The sequence below is a fragment of the Vreelandella sp. V005 genome, from assembly GCF_052645115.1.
Map to the genome: position 1 here is coordinate 251,688 of NZ_JBQXYA010000002.1, position 15,297 is coordinate 266,984.

Sequence of the window (15,297 nt, forward strand, 5' to 3'; positions counted from 1 at the left end):
ACTCCAAACAGTCACACACGCTAATTCGCATGGTTGGAACACAATGAACGCACTGCACTTCTCCTCGATCCGTCGTACCAAAATTGTCGCCACCCTTGGGCCTGCCAGCGACCGTGAAGGCGTGCTGGAAGCCATGCTCCAGGCGGGTGTCGATGTGGTGCGTTTGAATTTCTCCCATGGGACCGCCGACGACCACCGCCGCCGGTTAACCGAAGTACGCGAGATTGCCGCCAAGCTGGGCCGTAGCGTAGCCGCCTTGGGAGACCTGCAAGGCCCCAAGATCCGCATTGCACGGTTTAGAGAGGGTGCCGTGGTGCTTAAAGAGGGCCAGCCGTTCATTCTCGATATGGAACTCGACGGCGATGCTGGCGATATTCACCAAGTAGGCTGTGACTACAAAACCTTGTCGCAAGACGTGGCCCCCGGTGACCGCCTGCTGCTAGATGACGGACGTTTGGTGTTGGATGTAGCCCGTGTTCACGGCCAACAGGTGCATACCACCGTGGTGGTTGGCGGCAAGCTCTCCAACCATAAAGGCATCAATAAACAGGGCGGTGGTCTTTCTGCTCCGGCATTGACCGATAAAGACAAGGAAGATCTCAAAACCGCCGTTGAAATTGGTGTCGACTATCTGGCCATCTCTTTCCCCCGCCATGCGGAAGACATGCTGGAAGCGCGCCGTTTGCTGGGCGAAGCGGGCAAGGAAATTGGCCTGGTGGCAAAAGTTGAGCGTGCCGAAGCGGTCGCTGATGACGCCACACTGGATGGCATCATCGAAGCGTCTGAAGCGGTCATGGTGGCGCGGGGTGATCTAGGGGTAGAAATCGGCGATGCCAAGCTGGTCGGCGTGCAAAAACGCATGATCAAGCGGGCGCGTTCGCTTAACCGGGCGGTCATTACTGCCACGCAGATGATGGAAAGCATGATTTCAGCGCCGCTACCGACGCGTGCCGAAGTCTTCGACGTCGCTAACGCGGTATTGGATGGCAGCGATGCGGTCATGCTCTCGGCGGAAACCGCGGCGGGTGACTATCCGCTGGAAACCGTCGAAGCGATGTCGCGTGTTTGTTTGGGCGCTGAGCGGGAAAAATCCGCCCAGGAGTCCGGCCACCGCATTCATGAGGGATTTACCCGCCCGGACGAAACCATCGCGCTTTCTGCCATGTACGCGGCTAACCACATGACCGGTGTCAGCGCCATTGCCTGCATGACATCCTCTGGGTATACGCCCTTGATCGCGTCGCGCATTCGCTCCGGCCTACCGATTGTCGGTTTGGCCCACAATCCTATCGCCCAGCGCCGCATGGCACTTTATCGCGGTGTGGTTTCGCTGCCGTTCGATACATCCGAAATGAGCGCTACCGAGCTGAACGACCGTGCTCTGGAACTGCTGGTGAAAACCGGCATCTCCAAGGCCGGTGATCACGTGATCCTTACCCGCGGTGACCATATGAATGCTCACGGCGGCACCAATACCATGAAGGTCATGGAGATTACTGACGAGCATGCTAAAAGCTAAATGTGCGCATGGGCTGCTGCTCGCCTGCTTGCTAGTAACAAGCGCCCCCGCAATAGCGGCGGCGCCTATCGTTGCCGCGGCTTCTGATCTGCAGTTTGCGCTAACCGAGGCCGCCGAGCAGTTTCAGCGGGAAACCGGTCACAACCTGCGCTTGAACTTTGGTTCCTCCGGCAATTTCCGCCGCCAAATTGCCCAGGGCGCGCCCTTTGAGCTCTATCTCTCTGCTGACGAGCGCTATGTTCAAGCGCTTTATGAAGAGGGACACACCCAGGATGAAGGCGTGATATACGCCATTGGCCGATTAGTGTGGATGCAGCAAGCGGGGCGCGATGATTTACCCAGTGACGATGCGCCACTTGCTGGGGTTGAAGCTGCCCTAAAAGCACAAGAGAGTGTTTCCGCTGAACGAATCGCCCTGGCAAATCCTGAGCACGCGCCCTATGGCGTAGCGGCGCAGCAGGCCCTTGAGTACGCTGGGCTTTGGGAGCCAACCGAGCCACTGCGCGTGCTGGGCGAAAATGTCTCCCAGGCAGCGCAGTTTGCGCTTTCCGACGATGCGCGTGGTGGGCTAGTGGCATACTCGCTGGCCTTGGCCCCTTCTTTACGCGAGCGAAGTGAGTACGTACTTATCCCTGAGAGCTGGCATGAGCCTTTGCGACAACGCATGGTCTTGACCAACCAGGCGGGAGACGTCGCCACTGCTTTCTATCAATGGCTGCAGCAAGACGAGGGACAATCCATTTTGCGTACCTATGGTTTTAACGTCGAATAATGGCTTTAACGTCGAATGATGAGCGCTTCTTAATGGATGACTCTTAATGGATTGGTCGGCGCTGTCGGTTTCGTTACGTCTCGCGGCTTTCACCTGTCTTATCCTCATCCCCATCGCTATTTGGCTAGGCCGTGCCCTGGCCTACGCGCGTTTTCGTGGTAAAGGCCTATGCGAGGCATTCGTTGCGTTGCCGCTGGTATTGCCGCCTACCGTACTGGGCTTTTATCTATTGATGAGCTTTGGCCGTGATGCCCCGGTGGGGTCGCTTTGGGCGGACCTGACCGGCAACGGGCTAAACTTTACGTTCAGCGGCATCTTGCTAGCATCGCTAATAGCTAATCTACCGTTCGCCGTGCAGCCCATCCAGCGCGCCTTTGAGCATGTGCCCCAAAACCTGCGGGAAGCAGCCTGGTGTAGCGGCTTGAGCCACTGGCAGACGCTGCTGCGTATTGAGCTGCCTTTGGTGTGGCCCGGTATTCTGTCAGCGGCGGCGCTGACGTTTGCCCATACGCTGGGCGAATTTGGTGTGATCTTGATGGTGGGGGGCGCCATCGATGGCGAAACCCGCACCCTTGCCATTGCCATTTATGATCGCGTGCAAGCCTTCGATGAACAGGGCGCTGCACAGATGTCGGCGTTGCTACTGTTGGTGTCGTTTATTACCTTGGGGCTTGTTTATGGGCTGGCCGGATGCAGAAGGTGGGTGCGTGGCTGATTCGGTTTTGGGTGGGCTCGCTGCAGGGCTAAGCGTCGCGGTCCATCAAACGGGGCCGATTCCCCTGGCCGCTGAGTTCACCTGCCAGCCCGGCGAATTACTGGCACTGGTCGGGCCATCCGGTAGCGGTAAAACCACGCTGCTGCGCACCATTGCCGGGCTTTATCGTCCCCAGGGTGGACGTGTGGAGTGCGCGGGAGATAGCTGGTTTGATGCTAAACGTAAGCATTCACTTTCGCCACAGCGTCGGCAAGTTGGCATGATGTTTCAGGACTATGCGCTGTTTCCCCACTTAACCGCGTTAGAAAATATTCAACTACCGCTGCGCCACCTACCTCAGCTCCAGCGCCGGGAGCTAGCGGAGCAGTGGCTGGCCAAGGTGCGTCTAGAGGGGCTAGGCAAGCGTTACCCTAACGCACTTTCCGGTGGTCAGCGCCAGCGAGTGGCGCTTGCCCGCGCCTTGGCCCGCGACCCCAAAGTGCTATTACTCGATGAGCCGTTTTCGGCGGTCGATCAAGTCACCCGGCGGCGTTTGCAGCGCGAGCTGGCACTGCTCCGCCAGCAAATCGAGATTCCTATCGTGCTGGTGACGCATGACCTGGAAGAAGCCACGGCATTGGCGGATCAAATCTGCGTGCTGCATAACGGCGTTAGCCTTCAGCAGGCTTCGCCGGATGTGCTGTTCAGCCGCCCGGACACACCGCTAGTGGCACGCTTGCTGGATCGACATAATCTATTTGAAGGCACCGTCGTGGAGCTAGAAGGGCAGCGCCGCTTGCAGTGGGGAGAAACTTATCTGGACGTCACCGAAGGACTCGCCAACCTGCCACTGGGTGAAGCCGTGACCTGGTATTTGCCGCCTTCTGATATTGTGCTTCACCGCCGTGATCGACCTTCCCAAGGCGAGCGGGAAAACCCATTGGCAGCCACGGTTGAAGAGTTAGTGGTTCTTGGGGGTATTACGTCAGTTTCCTTGCGCGTCCAACATGGTGATATGTTACGTTTCGATATCGCCACCCATGCCGTACGGCGTAACCAGTTAACCCGCGGTGCCGTGGTGAACGTTTCACTGTTGGCAGTCGGTATTCACTTGCTGCCAGGCCACCGAGTTCGCGCAGATGCGCATGACAAAAGGAAGTAAGCATGGATCCCACGCGTCGCACGCTGCTGAAAGCATCGTTACTGTTACCGCTGGCGGCGCTGTTGCCGATGTCATTACTCAGCTCGTTTGTTTGGGGGCAGGCATCTGCGCAAGAGATGCAGACACTGTCGTTGGCTATTCATAGCGAGGACGGGCCGCACCGCTTAGACGTGGAGGTCGCAGAAACCTCTGCTCAGCGCCAACGCGGCTTGATGGGGCGTGAGAGCCTGCCGGAAGCTAGCGGAATGTTGTTTCGCTTTGAGCGCGAGCAATCGGCTAATAACGCCTTTTGGATGTATCGCACCCTGATCCCTCTCGATATTGCTTTTATCGATGCCAATGGCCAGATTGTAGCGATCAATACCATGCAGCCCTGTGAGTCTACATCACCAAGTGAATGCCCCTCTTATCCTGCGGGGGCTGCGTATCATTCAGCGCTAGAGCTCAACGGCGGCTACTTCGCCGAGCGCGGCATCAAAGTAGGGGACTGTGTCTCCATTCCAGAGGAAGCCGGTTTTTGCCAGCCTGAAAATTAAGCGGGCCGAGGGCGGCGGTTGACATTAATCACGATCAGGGCAATGCCTGCGACTACCAAACCTCCCCCCATCAGTTTATGAAAGCCTAGGCTGTCGCCCATTAATAGCGCGCCTAGGCCAACCGCCAATACCGGTACCATTAGCGTCATGGGCACCACACGGTTAACCGGGTGGCGACGCAATAGCGCGTACCAAATGCCGTAAGCAACAATCGACGACATGACGGCGGTGTAAACCATCGCTCCCCAGCCTATCCAGCTTGCCTGCTGAATCGCCTGCCATTGACCGCTTTCAAACAGCCATGAGCCTAGCGCTACCTGCGGCACCGCAAATAGCGCCACCCAGCCGGCCAGTGCTAGCGGTGTGATCGGAGGGCCACGCTTGATCAACAGCTGTGATACCGCCCAAGCGAAAGCACTCATCAGTAAGATGCTTAACGGCAACGGCGAAGGCAGCGTGGGACCTCCCGCCAGCACGACCACGCCAGCAAAGGAAAGCAACAACCCGGCAATCCGCTTTGGCCCCAGCCTCTCTTTCAAAAACACCACCGCCAGCAGCGTGGCGAAGGGTGTGCCCATTTGTACCAATAACGCCCCTGTTCCCGCTTCTGCCTGTGCTAAACCAATGAACAACAGGGCGAAGTGCAGGCTGCCAAAGGTGAAGGAGAGCAGCAGCAAAAACGGCAGCTGTACGCGTGGCACCGGATAGAAGGGCACGAGTAATAGCGCAACCAGCATAAAGCGAAGCGTGGTCATCAACAGCGGAGGCAGCTCCACCACGCCGACCTTGATAACAATGATATTTAACGCCCAAATGGCGATAACAAACAGGCCGAGCAGGAGGTCGCGTAGGGGCACGTTGTTGTCCGTTCGTTGATAGTCGTTGCTAGATGAAAACGAGCGTCATTGTACCAGCTTGGCTGTCGGCAAAAATAAAACGTGTTAGTGCTGAGCCCTGCTGCCGTTAACTGACCGCTTGGCTACTTTTGGAATGCAGATCTGGGGAAATGCGGCCTTTATCGCCACCCTCAGGCGCAGAAAATCCAGATCACTGCAGACGCTGTGCGATCTCTTGCCACAGTTCGGCGTACGCCCGGCCGCCCGGCGTGCTGCGGGCGAATTGCCCGACCGGCGCGCGTTCGATACCCATGCGCTCGACCGCACTGGCGTTGGGCACGGTCGTTGACAGGCGCCTTGGCCAGCGTTCGCTAAGACTATCGATCACCTGGCGATGCAGTGTCTTGCGGCGGTCGGCGAGGGTTATAAATGGCCAGATCGGACAGGCCTGCTCGACCGCGTCCAGGTGAGTGTCCAGTTGCTCGAGGGTGCGAAGCGATAGGGTCGTTGGCACTACGGGTACCAGCAGGGCATCGACGCTGGAGAAAATCTGCTCGGCGAGCGCCGACAGGCTTGGCGGGCAGTCGAGTATCACCAAGTCGTAATTGGCCATCACCGGCTTGAGGATTTTGCGTAGTCGACTAGGCTTGCGGGTTTCCATCGACGCTTCCAGGTCGCGCGAGCCTAGTGCCGCGGGCAGCAGGTCGAGCCCCTCAATGTCGGTCTCGCGGATCGCCCGATCAAGATCCGCCTTACCCTTGACCAGTTTGTCGACACCACCGCGCACTTTGGGTTTGCTGCGCAAGTAAAAGGTCGTAGCTGCCTGGGGGTCAATATCCCATAGCAACACTCGCTTGCCGTCGCGTGCCGCTTCGGCGGCGAGATTGACGGCGGAGGCGGTCTTACCCACGCCGCCCTTGATACTGTAAAGCGCCAGCATCTGCATGGGAAACTCCTTGATTGGTAACTGTTTTAGTCTAACCGATTGGCCCACACGGATACGTGACGTTTCTATGACGGCGGTGGTGGTGGTCGCTCCACACCCCTGTGATACACGCCGAAAGTCGGTCGTTAATAGCCCATAGAATGGCTTTCCTTCCCCTCAAGAATACCTACAATGGAGTGCTTATCGCCAACATGCACGTAATGCAGCACCGTTATTTAGGCGATACAGTGATAGACCTCCTAATAAAGTCACCATAAAAATCGATAAAAAAGGATCTACCATGACGCTGACACGCTCAATGGCTCGTTTCACTGCCGGCTTGGCCGGTGCGGCTCTACTTTCCGCTTCCCTGTCTGCACAAGCTCGTGAACTCTCGGTTTCTACCGTTTTGTCTGACGCTTTCCCCTGGGGGCAGGCGGCAGAGAAGTGGGCCGAATTGGTGGAAGAACGCAGCGGTGGAGAATTAACGCTGCGCGTTTACCCCAATTCTCAGCTTGTGTCTGGCGACCAAACCCGTGAATTTTCTGCCATGCGTTCTGGCTTGATTGATGCGGCGGTGGGCTCGACCATCAACTGGTCGCCCCAGGTGCCGGAGCTGAATCTGTTCTCCTTACCATTCTTCATTCCCGATGAAGCCGCCGTGGATGCGGTTACCGGTGGTGAAGCGGGGGAGCTGGTGTTTGAAGCAATCGAGTCGCGTGGCGTTATCCCGTTAGCTTGGGGTGAGAACGGTTTTCGTCAGGTTTCCAACTCGCGTGGGCCGATTAGCCAGCCAGATGATCTGGATGGCCTAAAAATTCGCGTTGTTGGCTCGCCGCTGTTCCAGGATACCTTCTCAGCACTGGGCGCTGACCCCACGCAAATGAGCTGGACCGACGCTCAGCCAGCGTTGACGACAGGCGCGGTGGATGGTCAGGAGAATCCACTTTCAGTGTTTGACGTGGCGCGTATCGATCAGGTCGGTCAGGCGCATTTGACGCTCTGGAACTACATGAATGACCCATTGATTTTCGCCGTCAACCAGCAGGTATGGCAGTCACTGGATGAAGCGCAGCAAACCATGCTGCGTGAAACGGCTCAGGAAGCCGGCGAGTGGGAAATCGCCATGACCCGTGAAGAGGAAGGCGAGCGATTAGCGGCGATTAAAGAGCGCGGAGTGACGGTGACCGAGCTTTCTGATGAGCAGTACCAGGCGTTTGTTGATGTGACACAGTCCGTTTATGAAAAATGGGCGCCGCGCATTGGTGAAGAGGTGGTCAACGCCGCACAAACGGCTATCGACGCACGTTAATTACCATGATGTTCAAACTCCCGGCCCGCAAGGCTGGGAGTTTTTTGCTGTGAGGCTGCCATGAAAGGCTTACCTGATGCACGCCCCGAGCGCTGGCTAGGCGCGCTGGCGTTAATCATTATCGCATTGATCAGCCTGGGTAATGTCATTACCCGATATCTGACCGGTGGCTCTTTTTCGTTTACGGAAGAGTTTTCGGTGTTTTTGTTGGTAGTGCTGACGTTTGCAGGCGCCTCGGTGGCGCTGCGGCGTAATCGGCATATTCGCATCGGTTTTTTGGAGCGTGCACTACCGCCCAAGTACCGCCATGCGCTGATTGTTTTCCAAGCGCTGTGTGGTGCCATCGTGCTGGGTTTGATCACTTGGTACGGCGGCAAGCTCGCTTGGCAGGAGTATCAGTGGGAGTCGCTTTCACCGGGGTTGGGTTTGCCGCAGTGGTGGTATTTGGTTTGGTTGCCAGTGCTTTCCGCCGCCATGTTATGGCGCTTGTTCCAGCAAACCGCCGACCGTTTGACGGGGAGGCTCACCGATGAGCCCTGATGTTTGGATGATTCTGGCCTTTGCAGGCTTGCTGATTGCGGGCATCCCTGTGGCGTTTTCCCTGGCGCTTTCCGGGGCTGTCGGCATCGTGCTGGGTTTGTCGCCGGATATGCTGGCCACCTTGGGCACCAATACCTATAACAGTATTGCCAAATATCCGCTCATCGCCATTCCGCTGTTTATCCTGACCGGGCTTATTTTTGAACGCTCCGGCGTGGCCCTGCGCTTGGTGCGTTTTGCTCAGGCGCTGATTGGCCCTCGCCATGGCGGCTTGGCGCTGGTCGCGGTGTTGGTGTGCATGATCATGGGCGGTATGAGCGGCTCTGGCCCTGCCGATGCGGCGGCCGTGGCGATGGTGATGCTGCCCAGCATGACCAAAGCGGGCTATCCCAAGCCGTTTTCGGCCACGCTGATTGCGGCCTCAGCCTCGACGGCGATTCTTATACCGCCTTCAGTGGCGCTCATTCTTTACTCGATAGTGGTGCCCGGTGTCGATTTGCGTGCCTTATTCGCGGCAGGGCTGTTCCCCGGCATATTGGCAGGCATAGCGCTATTGGTACCTGCCATGATCGTCTCCAAGCGTTATGGTTGGGAAGGCGGCACACCGGTAGAGAGCGCCGAAAAGCTAAGCGTGCGCACCACTTTTAAACAGGCGATACCGGCGCTGTTTGCGCCAGTGCTGATCTTGGGTGGTTTACGCTCAGGCCTGTTTACTCCTACCGAAGCAGCCGTCGTGGCGGTGGCCTACGGGGCGATAGTTGGCCTGTTTCTTACCCGCGAACTGTCGCTGCGCGATCTATGGGAGTTGTTAGGCGAGGCGGCGATAATCTCAGGTGTGGTGATGCTGATTATTGCGCTGGCCGGTATTTTTGCCTGGGCAGGCACTATGTTGGGCACCTTCCGCCACTTGGCGGAGTGGATCATTAGCCTGACCGACAACGGGGTAGTGCTGCTTATTTTGGTGATGTTAGCGGTGCTGGTGGCAGGAATGCTGCTAGACGCCATTTCGATTTACTTGATTATGATGCCGATCTTGATTCCCGTTATGCAGCATTTTGAATGGAACCCAGTCTGGTTTGGCATTCTATTGGCAATGAACATCGCCATAGGCCAGTTTACCCCGCCGGTGGCGGTCAATTTGATGGTGACGACCGAGGTGGCAAAAATTCGCCTGGAACAAACGCTTGGCTGGGCGCTGCTGTTCGTAGTTGCCATGGGCTGCGCGCTAGCGCTGGTGGCGCTTTTCCCTGCCATCGCGTTATGGCTGCCGACGGTGTTGGGCTATAACGTGTGATGTAGGCTCAGAAAAGAGCGATCATAAGGTATCGCGTATGTCTAGCAAGCAGTGTCTATCCTTATTCCCTATGCCAAAACGGTATAGGGATTAACGCTTACTAAACGTTACTGGCCACTAAACTACTATCGTCCAAGCCTAAATGCGTTTTAAATAGCGAAAGATACTGCGGTATGTCGTCAAGCACGCTTTTTTTCGCTAACGGCTTAGTTTTTCGCTAAAGTAGTATTAGCAGGCAGTTAGCAGATTGCTTGTAACAGTTTGTCCTAGAAACAGAATGTCTTGAAAAACGTTTTGGAGCACGATCGCCTAAGGGAACCATTCACTAGGTGAGCCCAAAGCGCGCAGTACTCATAACATCAATATAAAGAGGTGTGTTCATGAAACGCCATACGTTTTCTACCGCTGCTTTCTCCGGTGCGCTACTTGCCGCCGCTGCCTTCGCCTCTCCGGCGATGGCACAGGATGACGAGCAATTCATCACCATCGGCACCGGTGGCCAAACCGGCGTTTATTACGTCGTGGGTCAGTCGATCTGTCGTTTGGTTAATCGTCTCGAAGACGCCGATATTAAGTGTAATGCACCTTCTACCGGCGGGTCTGTCGCCAATATCAATGGTATCAAGTCCGGCGAATTGGACATGGGTGTCGCCCAATCGGATGTCCAGTACCAAGCTTACAACGGCACCGGTAATTTCGAAGGCGAACCCTACGAAGAGCTACGGGCGGTCTTTCGTGTCCATGGTGAACCGTTAACCCTGCTAGCGCGTGCTGATTCAGGTATCGAGACCCTCGATGATTTGGAAGGCAAGCGTGTCAATATTGGTAACCCAGGCTCAGGCCAGCGCAACACCATGGAAGTGGTGATGGAAGCCAAGGGCTGGACCGAAGATACCTTCTCTTTGGCCTCTCAGCTTGATGCTGCCGAGCAAGCCGCTGCACTCGCCGACAATAACGTCGATGCCATGGTTTATGTGGTGGGCCACCCTAACGGTTCCATTCAAGAAGCGACCACTACCGTTGATTCGCGCCTGATTCCGCTGAACGACGAAGACATTCAGGGTATTGTCGATGAATACCCTTATTACTCTTCATCGGTGATCCCGGGTGGTTTGTATCGCGGTAACGACGAAGATGTTGAAACTTTCGGTGTGGCGGCGACATTTGTTACCACTGCTGAAGCTGATGAAGAAGTTATCTACCAGACCGTTAAAGCGGTGTTTGATAACTTCGATCGTTTCAAGCGTTTGCATCCAGCCTTCGAGAATCTGGATCCAGAAGAGATGGTAACTCAGGGGCTTTCTGCACCGTTGCATGATGGGGCGGCGCGTTACTACCGTGAGCAAGGCTGGATCGAGTAATCCTGCAGCCTGAGGTGTTGCCACCTTAGTAAGGAATGCGCGGTTACCCCAGGGTACCGCGCATTTTGGTTTAAGATATTGATAGGGCATTTAGGATGTTGATAGGGCATTTCGATATGGCAACTATGTGTCAATCGACTCGGAGCAGGGCAGGCATATGACAGAAGATAAGAACAGACCTTCGGGAGACGGCGTAGACTTGGAGGATATGGTTGCCTCCAGCGACACGGGCGCCCGTAAACCAGCCGGTATGCCTGGTAAGCTCTTGGTCAGCATTGCAGCAGCGTGGTCTCTGTTTCAATTGTGGATCGCTTCCCCGGTGCCCTTCGTTCTGGGTTTTGGCGTATTTAGTGCCACGGAAGCCCGCTCTATTCACTTAGCTTTTGCGCTGTTCCTGGCGTATATGGCCTATCCGGCACTGAAGCGCTCACCGCGTGACCGTGTGCCGATCCAAGATTGGATACTGGCTGCGGCCGCGGCCTTTTGTGGCGCTTACATGTTCATGTTTTATGAGCAGTTATCCCAACGCCCCGGCGCACCGATCCTGCAGGATGTGATCATTGGCATCGCCGGGATACTGCTTTTGCTTGAGGCGACGCGTCGTGCGCTTGGCCCGCCATTGATGATCGTGGCGTCCGTCTTTCTGGTCTATAGCCTGGCTGGCCCATGGATGCCGGGTATTCTTTCCCATGGTGGGGTCAGCCTCTATGGTTTGATCAACCACCAGTGGTTAACGACTCAGGGTGTCTTCGGCATCGCATTGGGTGTTTCCACCAGTTTCGTCTTCTTATTTGTTCTTTTCGGCGCGCTGCTCGATAAGGCAGGTGCTGGCAACTACTTTATCAAGGTGGCGTTCTCGCTGCTTGGTCACTATCGCGGTGGGCCTGCTAAAGCGGCCGTGGTGGCCTCGGCCATGACCGGTCTGATTTCCGGTTCTTCTATTGCCAACGTGGTGACTACCGGTACCTTCACGGTGCCGATGATGAAGCGCGTTGGGTTCTCCTCGGAGAAAGCGGGCGCTGTTGAAGTAGCGTCATCGGTCAACGGCCAGATTATGCCGCCGGTAATGGGCGCTGCTGCTTTCTTGATGGTCGAGTATGTGGGCATTTCTTATGTCGAGGTGATTAAGCATGCCTTCCTGCCCGCGCTAATTTCCTATATTGCGTTGGTCTATATCGTTCACCTAGAGGCCCTAAAGGCCAATATGCAGGGGCTTCAGAGCAGCAATCCCCCTAAGCCGCTGGTCAAAAAAGTGATCGGTTTCTTGGGTGGTCTGCTACTCATGATGGTGACCGCGTTGGCGGTCTATTACGGCCTTGGCTGGCTCAAACCGGTGTTGGGCGATGCAACGCCCTGGGTGATAGGCGTTGGGCTGACGATGATTTATGTGGCGCTGCTCAAGCTGGCGTCAGGTTACCCCGAGCTGGAGCTCGATGATCCTAACGAACCGATCTATTCACTGCCGCAAACCAAGCCCACGGTGTTGGTTGGCTTGCAGTACATCCTGCCCGTCATTGTGCTTGTTTGGTGTCTGATGGTGGAGCGTTTGTCGCCCGGGCTGTCGGCCTTTTGGGCCACTATTTTCATGATTTTCATTATTCTTACCCAGCGTCCGATCACTTCGATCTTCCGTGGCCGCAGCGATATGAAGGTGGATCTGCGTGAAGGCGCGATGGATCTATGGAATGGCCTGGTCACCGGCGCTCGTAACATGATCGGTATCGGCATCGCCACGGCCACGGCCGGTATTATCGTCGGCGCCGTCTCTCAAACCGGGGTAGGTCTAGTGCTGGCCGAAGTGGTGGAAACACTGGCCATGGGTAACTTGATGCTGATCCTGCTGCTCACGGCAGTGCTTAGCTTGATTCTTGGTATGGGGTTGCCTACCACGGCTAACTACATCGTTGTTTCGGCTCTACTGGCTCCGGTGATTGTGAACCTCGGCGCAGAAAATGGCCTATTAGTGCCCCTGATTGCGGTTCATCTGTTCGTGTTCTACTTCGGGATTATGGCCGACGTGACACCGCCGGTGGGGCTTGCGTCCTTTGCCGCGGCAGCCGTCTCCGGCGGTGATCCTATTCGAACCGGCTTCCAGGCGTTCTATTACAGCCTGCGTACCGCAGCGCTACCGTTTTTGTTCATCTTTAATACTGACCTGCTGCTGATTGATGTGACCTTCCTGCAGGGGGTGCTGATCTTTGTGGTGTCCACCGTCGCCATGCTGATCTTTGCTGCTGCGACCCAGGGCTTCATGATTACGCGCAGCCGCTGGTATGAGTCCATTGTGCTGTTGCTGATTGCGTTCACGCTGTTCCGTCCAGGCTTCTGGATGGACATGATCCATAATCCCTACGAGTCCATTCCTCCTGCGCAATTCGTTGAAGCATTAGGCGATGCCGACGAAGACTCGACGCTGCGCCTGCAGATTGCCGGTCTGGATGACTACGGTGATCCAATGAGCACTTATATGACTCTACCTGTGCCTGACGGTGAAACAGGTCAGGAGCGGCTTGATAACCTAGGCATGGAGCTGTTTATCGAGGATGGCACGGCAGTCGTTGATATGGTGACCTATGGCAGCCAAGCGGCGGAGCTCGGTTTCGACTTCGATCAAGAAATCATCGAAGTGTTAGCTCCCGTGAACCGTTGGACGAAAGAGATCATGTGGATTCCTGCTTTCCTTATCTTTGGTTTGATTGTCGTCATGCAGCGCCGTCGGCGTGAAAAACAGCTGTCGGATGAGACAACTGCATCCGCCTAGGGGGAGGTCGCTATGTACCAGAAAATCCTATTGCCCGTGGATCTCAACGAAGAGGCTTCATGGAAGAAGGCGCTACCCACGGCCATTACGCTGTGTGAAACCTTTGGTGCGTCGCTGCATGTGGTGACGGTACTGCCGGAATTTAAGATGCCCATGGTGGGCGCTTACTTTCCCAAAGACTTCTCGCAGAAAGCCCACGATGCGATCAACGATGCGCTACATGCGTTCCTTCAGGACAATGTGCCCGAGGGTATTAAGACGCAGAGCATTATCGTCGATGGCTCGCCGTGGGAGGCGATTATCAAGGTAGGCAAAAAATTGGAGGTTGATCTTATCGTGATGGCCTCTCATACCAAGCGCAAGTTTGTTGACTACGTGTTGGGCCCAAACGCTGAGCACGTGGTTCACCACTCCAAAGTATCGGTAATGATTGTGCGCTAGGCGTACTTTGTGGACTAAGTAAAAGCCACGCACCGTAAGGCAAAACTCCGAGCAAATGCTCGGAGTTTTTTTATGGCGGAGTCAGCTAATCCCTTATATAGCGTTTGCTAACGCAGCAATTTAATTGGCGCTTTCCGTTCATCTCGTGGATTTTTTGTACGCATATCCTTTCAGTAAGCGCCTCTAAAGAGCAGGTCAGCTACATTAAGAGTGTATTAAGAAAAAGTGTGACGTCATTAAATTGGCATCAATGCCTTCAGTGGGTAATGCATGTTGAAGCGATGCGGTAAATCCTGGAGTCAGGATCTATATCAGGAACCAAAGGAGTGATGCCATGAATGCGGCTACAACAAAAACAAACCATCATTCAGATCAACCCAGCGTTAAAATCACCATCAATAAAGTAGGTTTGGATCGGCCAAGAGCCTGGTTGGCTGCCGGGGTAGAAGACTTTCGCCATGCGACGGTGGTGAGCCTTTCGTATGGCATGTTTTGGGTGGGTTTGAGTATTGCGATCACCCTCGGTGCTTTCACCTTAGGGTACTGGTATTGGCTGCTCCCCATGATCGCTGGCTTTATGTTTATTGGTCCATTGGTGGCAGTCGGTTCTTACGGTATCAGTCGCGCATTGGAACACGGCCAAGTGCCTAACTTGGGCGACGCTTTTGGAAGCTGGCGTCCTCATGCTGGTCAGCTAGCCATGATGGGGGTCATGATGATGATCTTCTTCTTGGCTTGGATTCGCTTAGCCACCCTGCTGTTTGCCCTGTTTTTCGGCTTAGAAGTCCCCAGCCCCGCCACCCTCTACACATCGCTGCTTACCACCTCGGAAGGCTTAGGCATGCTGGCTGTCGGCACGGTAGCCGGGGGCATTTTAGCATTCGGCGCGTTTGCTATTAGCGTAGTAGCCATTCCCACGCTGATGGACCAAGACTTAACCTTTATGGAAGGTATCGAAGCCAGCGTGCGCTGCGTGGCGCGCAACTTTCGCGTCATGCTGCTGTGGGCGGTAATTTTGACGCTCTGCGTGTTAGTGGGCGTGATGACTTTTTATATTGGACTGGCGCTCATTCTGCCAGTATTAGGCCATGCCAGCTGGCATGCCTACGAGGATTTAGTGCGCTTTGAGCCGTTTGAAAAATGA

At 55.5% G+C, this 15,297-nt stretch carries 14 protein-coding genes; 12 read left to right on the top strand and 2 right to left on the bottom strand.

The window, feature by feature from the left end; genetic code table 11:
• The first annotated feature begins 43 nt into the window (after positions 1-43).
• Genes pyk through ACUN8H_RS06460 form a run of 5 tightly spaced genes read left to right on the top strand, consistent with a single transcriptional unit; the run spans position 44 to position 4,683 of the window.
• Entirely contained in the window at positions 44-1,519 is a 1,476-nt protein-coding gene (gene pyk / locus ACUN8H_RS06440) for a pyruvate kinase (protein ID WP_445531322.1), read from the top strand.
• A complete protein-coding gene (modA, locus tag ACUN8H_RS06445) occupies positions 1,506-2,291 on the top strand; it encodes a molybdate ABC transporter substrate-binding protein (protein WP_445531323.1) in 786 nt (261 codons plus the stop codon). Before pyk ends, modA begins: the two co-directional genes overlap by 14 nt.
• A 46-nt stretch (positions 2,292-2,337) precedes the next feature.
• Positions 2,338-3,006, top strand: coding sequence for a molybdate ABC transporter permease subunit (modB, locus tag ACUN8H_RS06450; protein ID WP_445531324.1), 669 nt, complete (start codon positions 2,338-2,340; stop codon positions 3,004-3,006).
• Positions 2,969-4,147: an ABC transporter ATP-binding protein gene (locus tag ACUN8H_RS06455; protein WP_445531325.1), complete on the top strand. Its 1,179-nt coding sequence runs from the start codon at positions 2,969-2,971 to the stop codon at positions 4,145-4,147. Before modB ends, ACUN8H_RS06455 begins: the two co-directional genes overlap by 38 nt.
• A gap of 2 nt (positions 4,148-4,149) precedes the next feature.
• Positions 4,150-4,683 carry a DUF192 domain-containing protein gene (locus ACUN8H_RS06460; RefSeq protein WP_445531326.1) on the top strand — a complete coding sequence of 178 codons (534 nt, stop codon included), beginning with the start codon at positions 4,150-4,152 and terminating at the stop codon, positions 4,681-4,683.
• On the opposite strand, the gene ACUN8H_RS06465 is transcribed toward ACUN8H_RS06460, so the two are convergent.
• Positions 4,680-5,540, bottom strand: coding sequence for a DMT family transporter (locus ACUN8H_RS06465; protein WP_445531327.1), 861 nt, complete (start codon positions 5,538-5,540; stop codon positions 4,680-4,682). The two genes, ACUN8H_RS06460 and ACUN8H_RS06465, sit on opposite strands and share 4 nt — an antisense overlap.
• A 190-nt stretch (positions 5,541-5,730) precedes the next feature.
• Positions 5,731-6,465 (bottom strand): ParA family protein, encoded by a 735-nt coding sequence (locus ACUN8H_RS06470; protein WP_445531722.1) that lies wholly within the window; start codon positions 6,463-6,465, stop codon positions 5,731-5,733.
• Between the two features lie 280 nt (positions 6,466-6,745).
• Between ACUN8H_RS06470 and ACUN8H_RS06475 the strand changes: the two genes are divergently transcribed.
• The 7 genes from ACUN8H_RS06475 (at position 6,746) to ACUN8H_RS06505 (ending at position 15,297) form a co-directional block, all read left to right on the top strand.
• On the top strand, positions 6,746-7,756 hold the full coding sequence (locus ACUN8H_RS06475; RefSeq protein WP_445531328.1) for a DctP family TRAP transporter solute-binding subunit: 1,011 nt from the start codon (positions 6,746-6,748) through the stop codon (positions 7,754-7,756).
• Between the two features lie 60 nt (positions 7,757-7,816).
• Positions 7,817-8,296: a TRAP transporter small permease gene (locus ACUN8H_RS06480; protein ID WP_445531329.1), complete on the top strand. Its 480-nt coding sequence runs from the start codon at positions 7,817-7,819 to the stop codon at positions 8,294-8,296.
• Positions 8,286-9,590: a TRAP transporter large permease gene (locus tag ACUN8H_RS06485; protein ID WP_445531330.1), complete on the top strand. Its 1,305-nt coding sequence runs from the start codon at positions 8,286-8,288 to the stop codon at positions 9,588-9,590. The genes ACUN8H_RS06480 and ACUN8H_RS06485 overlap by 11 nt, the downstream gene beginning before the upstream one ends.
• 380 nt (positions 9,591-9,970) lie before the next feature.
• On the top strand, positions 9,971-10,951 hold the full coding sequence (locus tag ACUN8H_RS06490) for a TAXI family TRAP transporter solute-binding subunit (RefSeq protein ID WP_445531331.1): 981 nt from the start codon (positions 9,971-9,973) through the stop codon (positions 10,949-10,951).
• A 157-nt stretch (positions 10,952-11,108) separates the two neighbouring features.
• Positions 11,109-13,712 carry a TRAP transporter permease gene (locus ACUN8H_RS06495; RefSeq protein ID WP_445531332.1) on the top strand — a complete coding sequence of 868 codons (2,604 nt, stop codon included), beginning with the start codon at positions 11,109-11,111 and terminating at the stop codon, positions 13,710-13,712.
• Positions 13,713-13,724: 12 nt separating this feature from the next.
• A complete protein-coding gene (locus tag ACUN8H_RS06500) occupies positions 13,725-14,153 on the top strand; it encodes a universal stress protein (RefSeq protein WP_445531333.1) in 429 nt (142 codons plus the stop codon).
• Positions 14,154-14,487: 334 nt separating this feature from the next.
• Positions 14,488-15,297: a DUF2189 domain-containing protein gene (locus ACUN8H_RS06505; protein ID WP_445531334.1), complete on the top strand. Its 810-nt coding sequence runs from the start codon at positions 14,488-14,490 to the stop codon at positions 15,295-15,297.

Bases quoted from the DNA above. Each gene is read 5' to 3' on its own strand.
- ACUN8H_RS06460 (WP_445531326.1), top strand. From the start codon at position 4,150: ATGGATCCCACGCGTCGCACGCTGCTGAAAGCATCGTTACTGTTACCG.
- ACUN8H_RS06500 (WP_445531333.1), top strand. From the start codon at position 13,725: ATGTACCAGAAAATCCTATTGCCCGTGGATCTCAACGAAGAGGCTTCA.
- ACUN8H_RS06495 (WP_445531332.1), top strand. From the start codon at position 11,109: ATGACAGAAGATAAGAACAGACCTTCGGGAGACGGCGTAGACTTGGAG.
- modB (WP_445531324.1), top strand. From the start codon at position 2,338: ATGGATTGGTCGGCGCTGTCGGTTTCGTTACGTCTCGCGGCTTTCACC.
- ACUN8H_RS06485 (WP_445531330.1), top strand. From the start codon at position 8,286: ATGAGCCCTGATGTTTGGATGATTCTGGCCTTTGCAGGCTTGCTGATT.
- ACUN8H_RS06490 (WP_445531331.1), top strand. From the start codon at position 9,971: ATGAAACGCCATACGTTTTCTACCGCTGCTTTCTCCGGTGCGCTACTT.
- ACUN8H_RS06505 (WP_445531334.1), top strand. From the start codon at position 14,488: ATGAATGCGGCTACAACAAAAACAAACCATCATTCAGATCAACCCAGC.
- modA (WP_445531323.1), top strand. From the start codon at position 1,506: ATGCTAAAAGCTAAATGTGCGCATGGGCTGCTGCTCGCCTGCTTGCTA.
- ACUN8H_RS06475 (WP_445531328.1), top strand. From the start codon at position 6,746: ATGACGCTGACACGCTCAATGGCTCGTTTCACTGCCGGCTTGGCCGGT.
- pyk (WP_445531322.1), top strand. From the start codon at position 44: ATGAACGCACTGCACTTCTCCTCGATCCGTCGTACCAAAATTGTCGCC.
- ACUN8H_RS06470 (WP_445531722.1), bottom strand. From the start codon at position 6,465: ATGCAGATGCTGGCGCTTTACAGTATCAAGGGCGGCGTGGGTAAGACC.
- ACUN8H_RS06480 (WP_445531329.1), top strand. From the start codon at position 7,817: ATGAAAGGCTTACCTGATGCACGCCCCGAGCGCTGGCTAGGCGCGCTG.
- ACUN8H_RS06455 (WP_445531325.1), top strand. From the start codon at position 2,969: ATGGGCTGGCCGGATGCAGAAGGTGGGTGCGTGGCTGATTCGGTTTTG.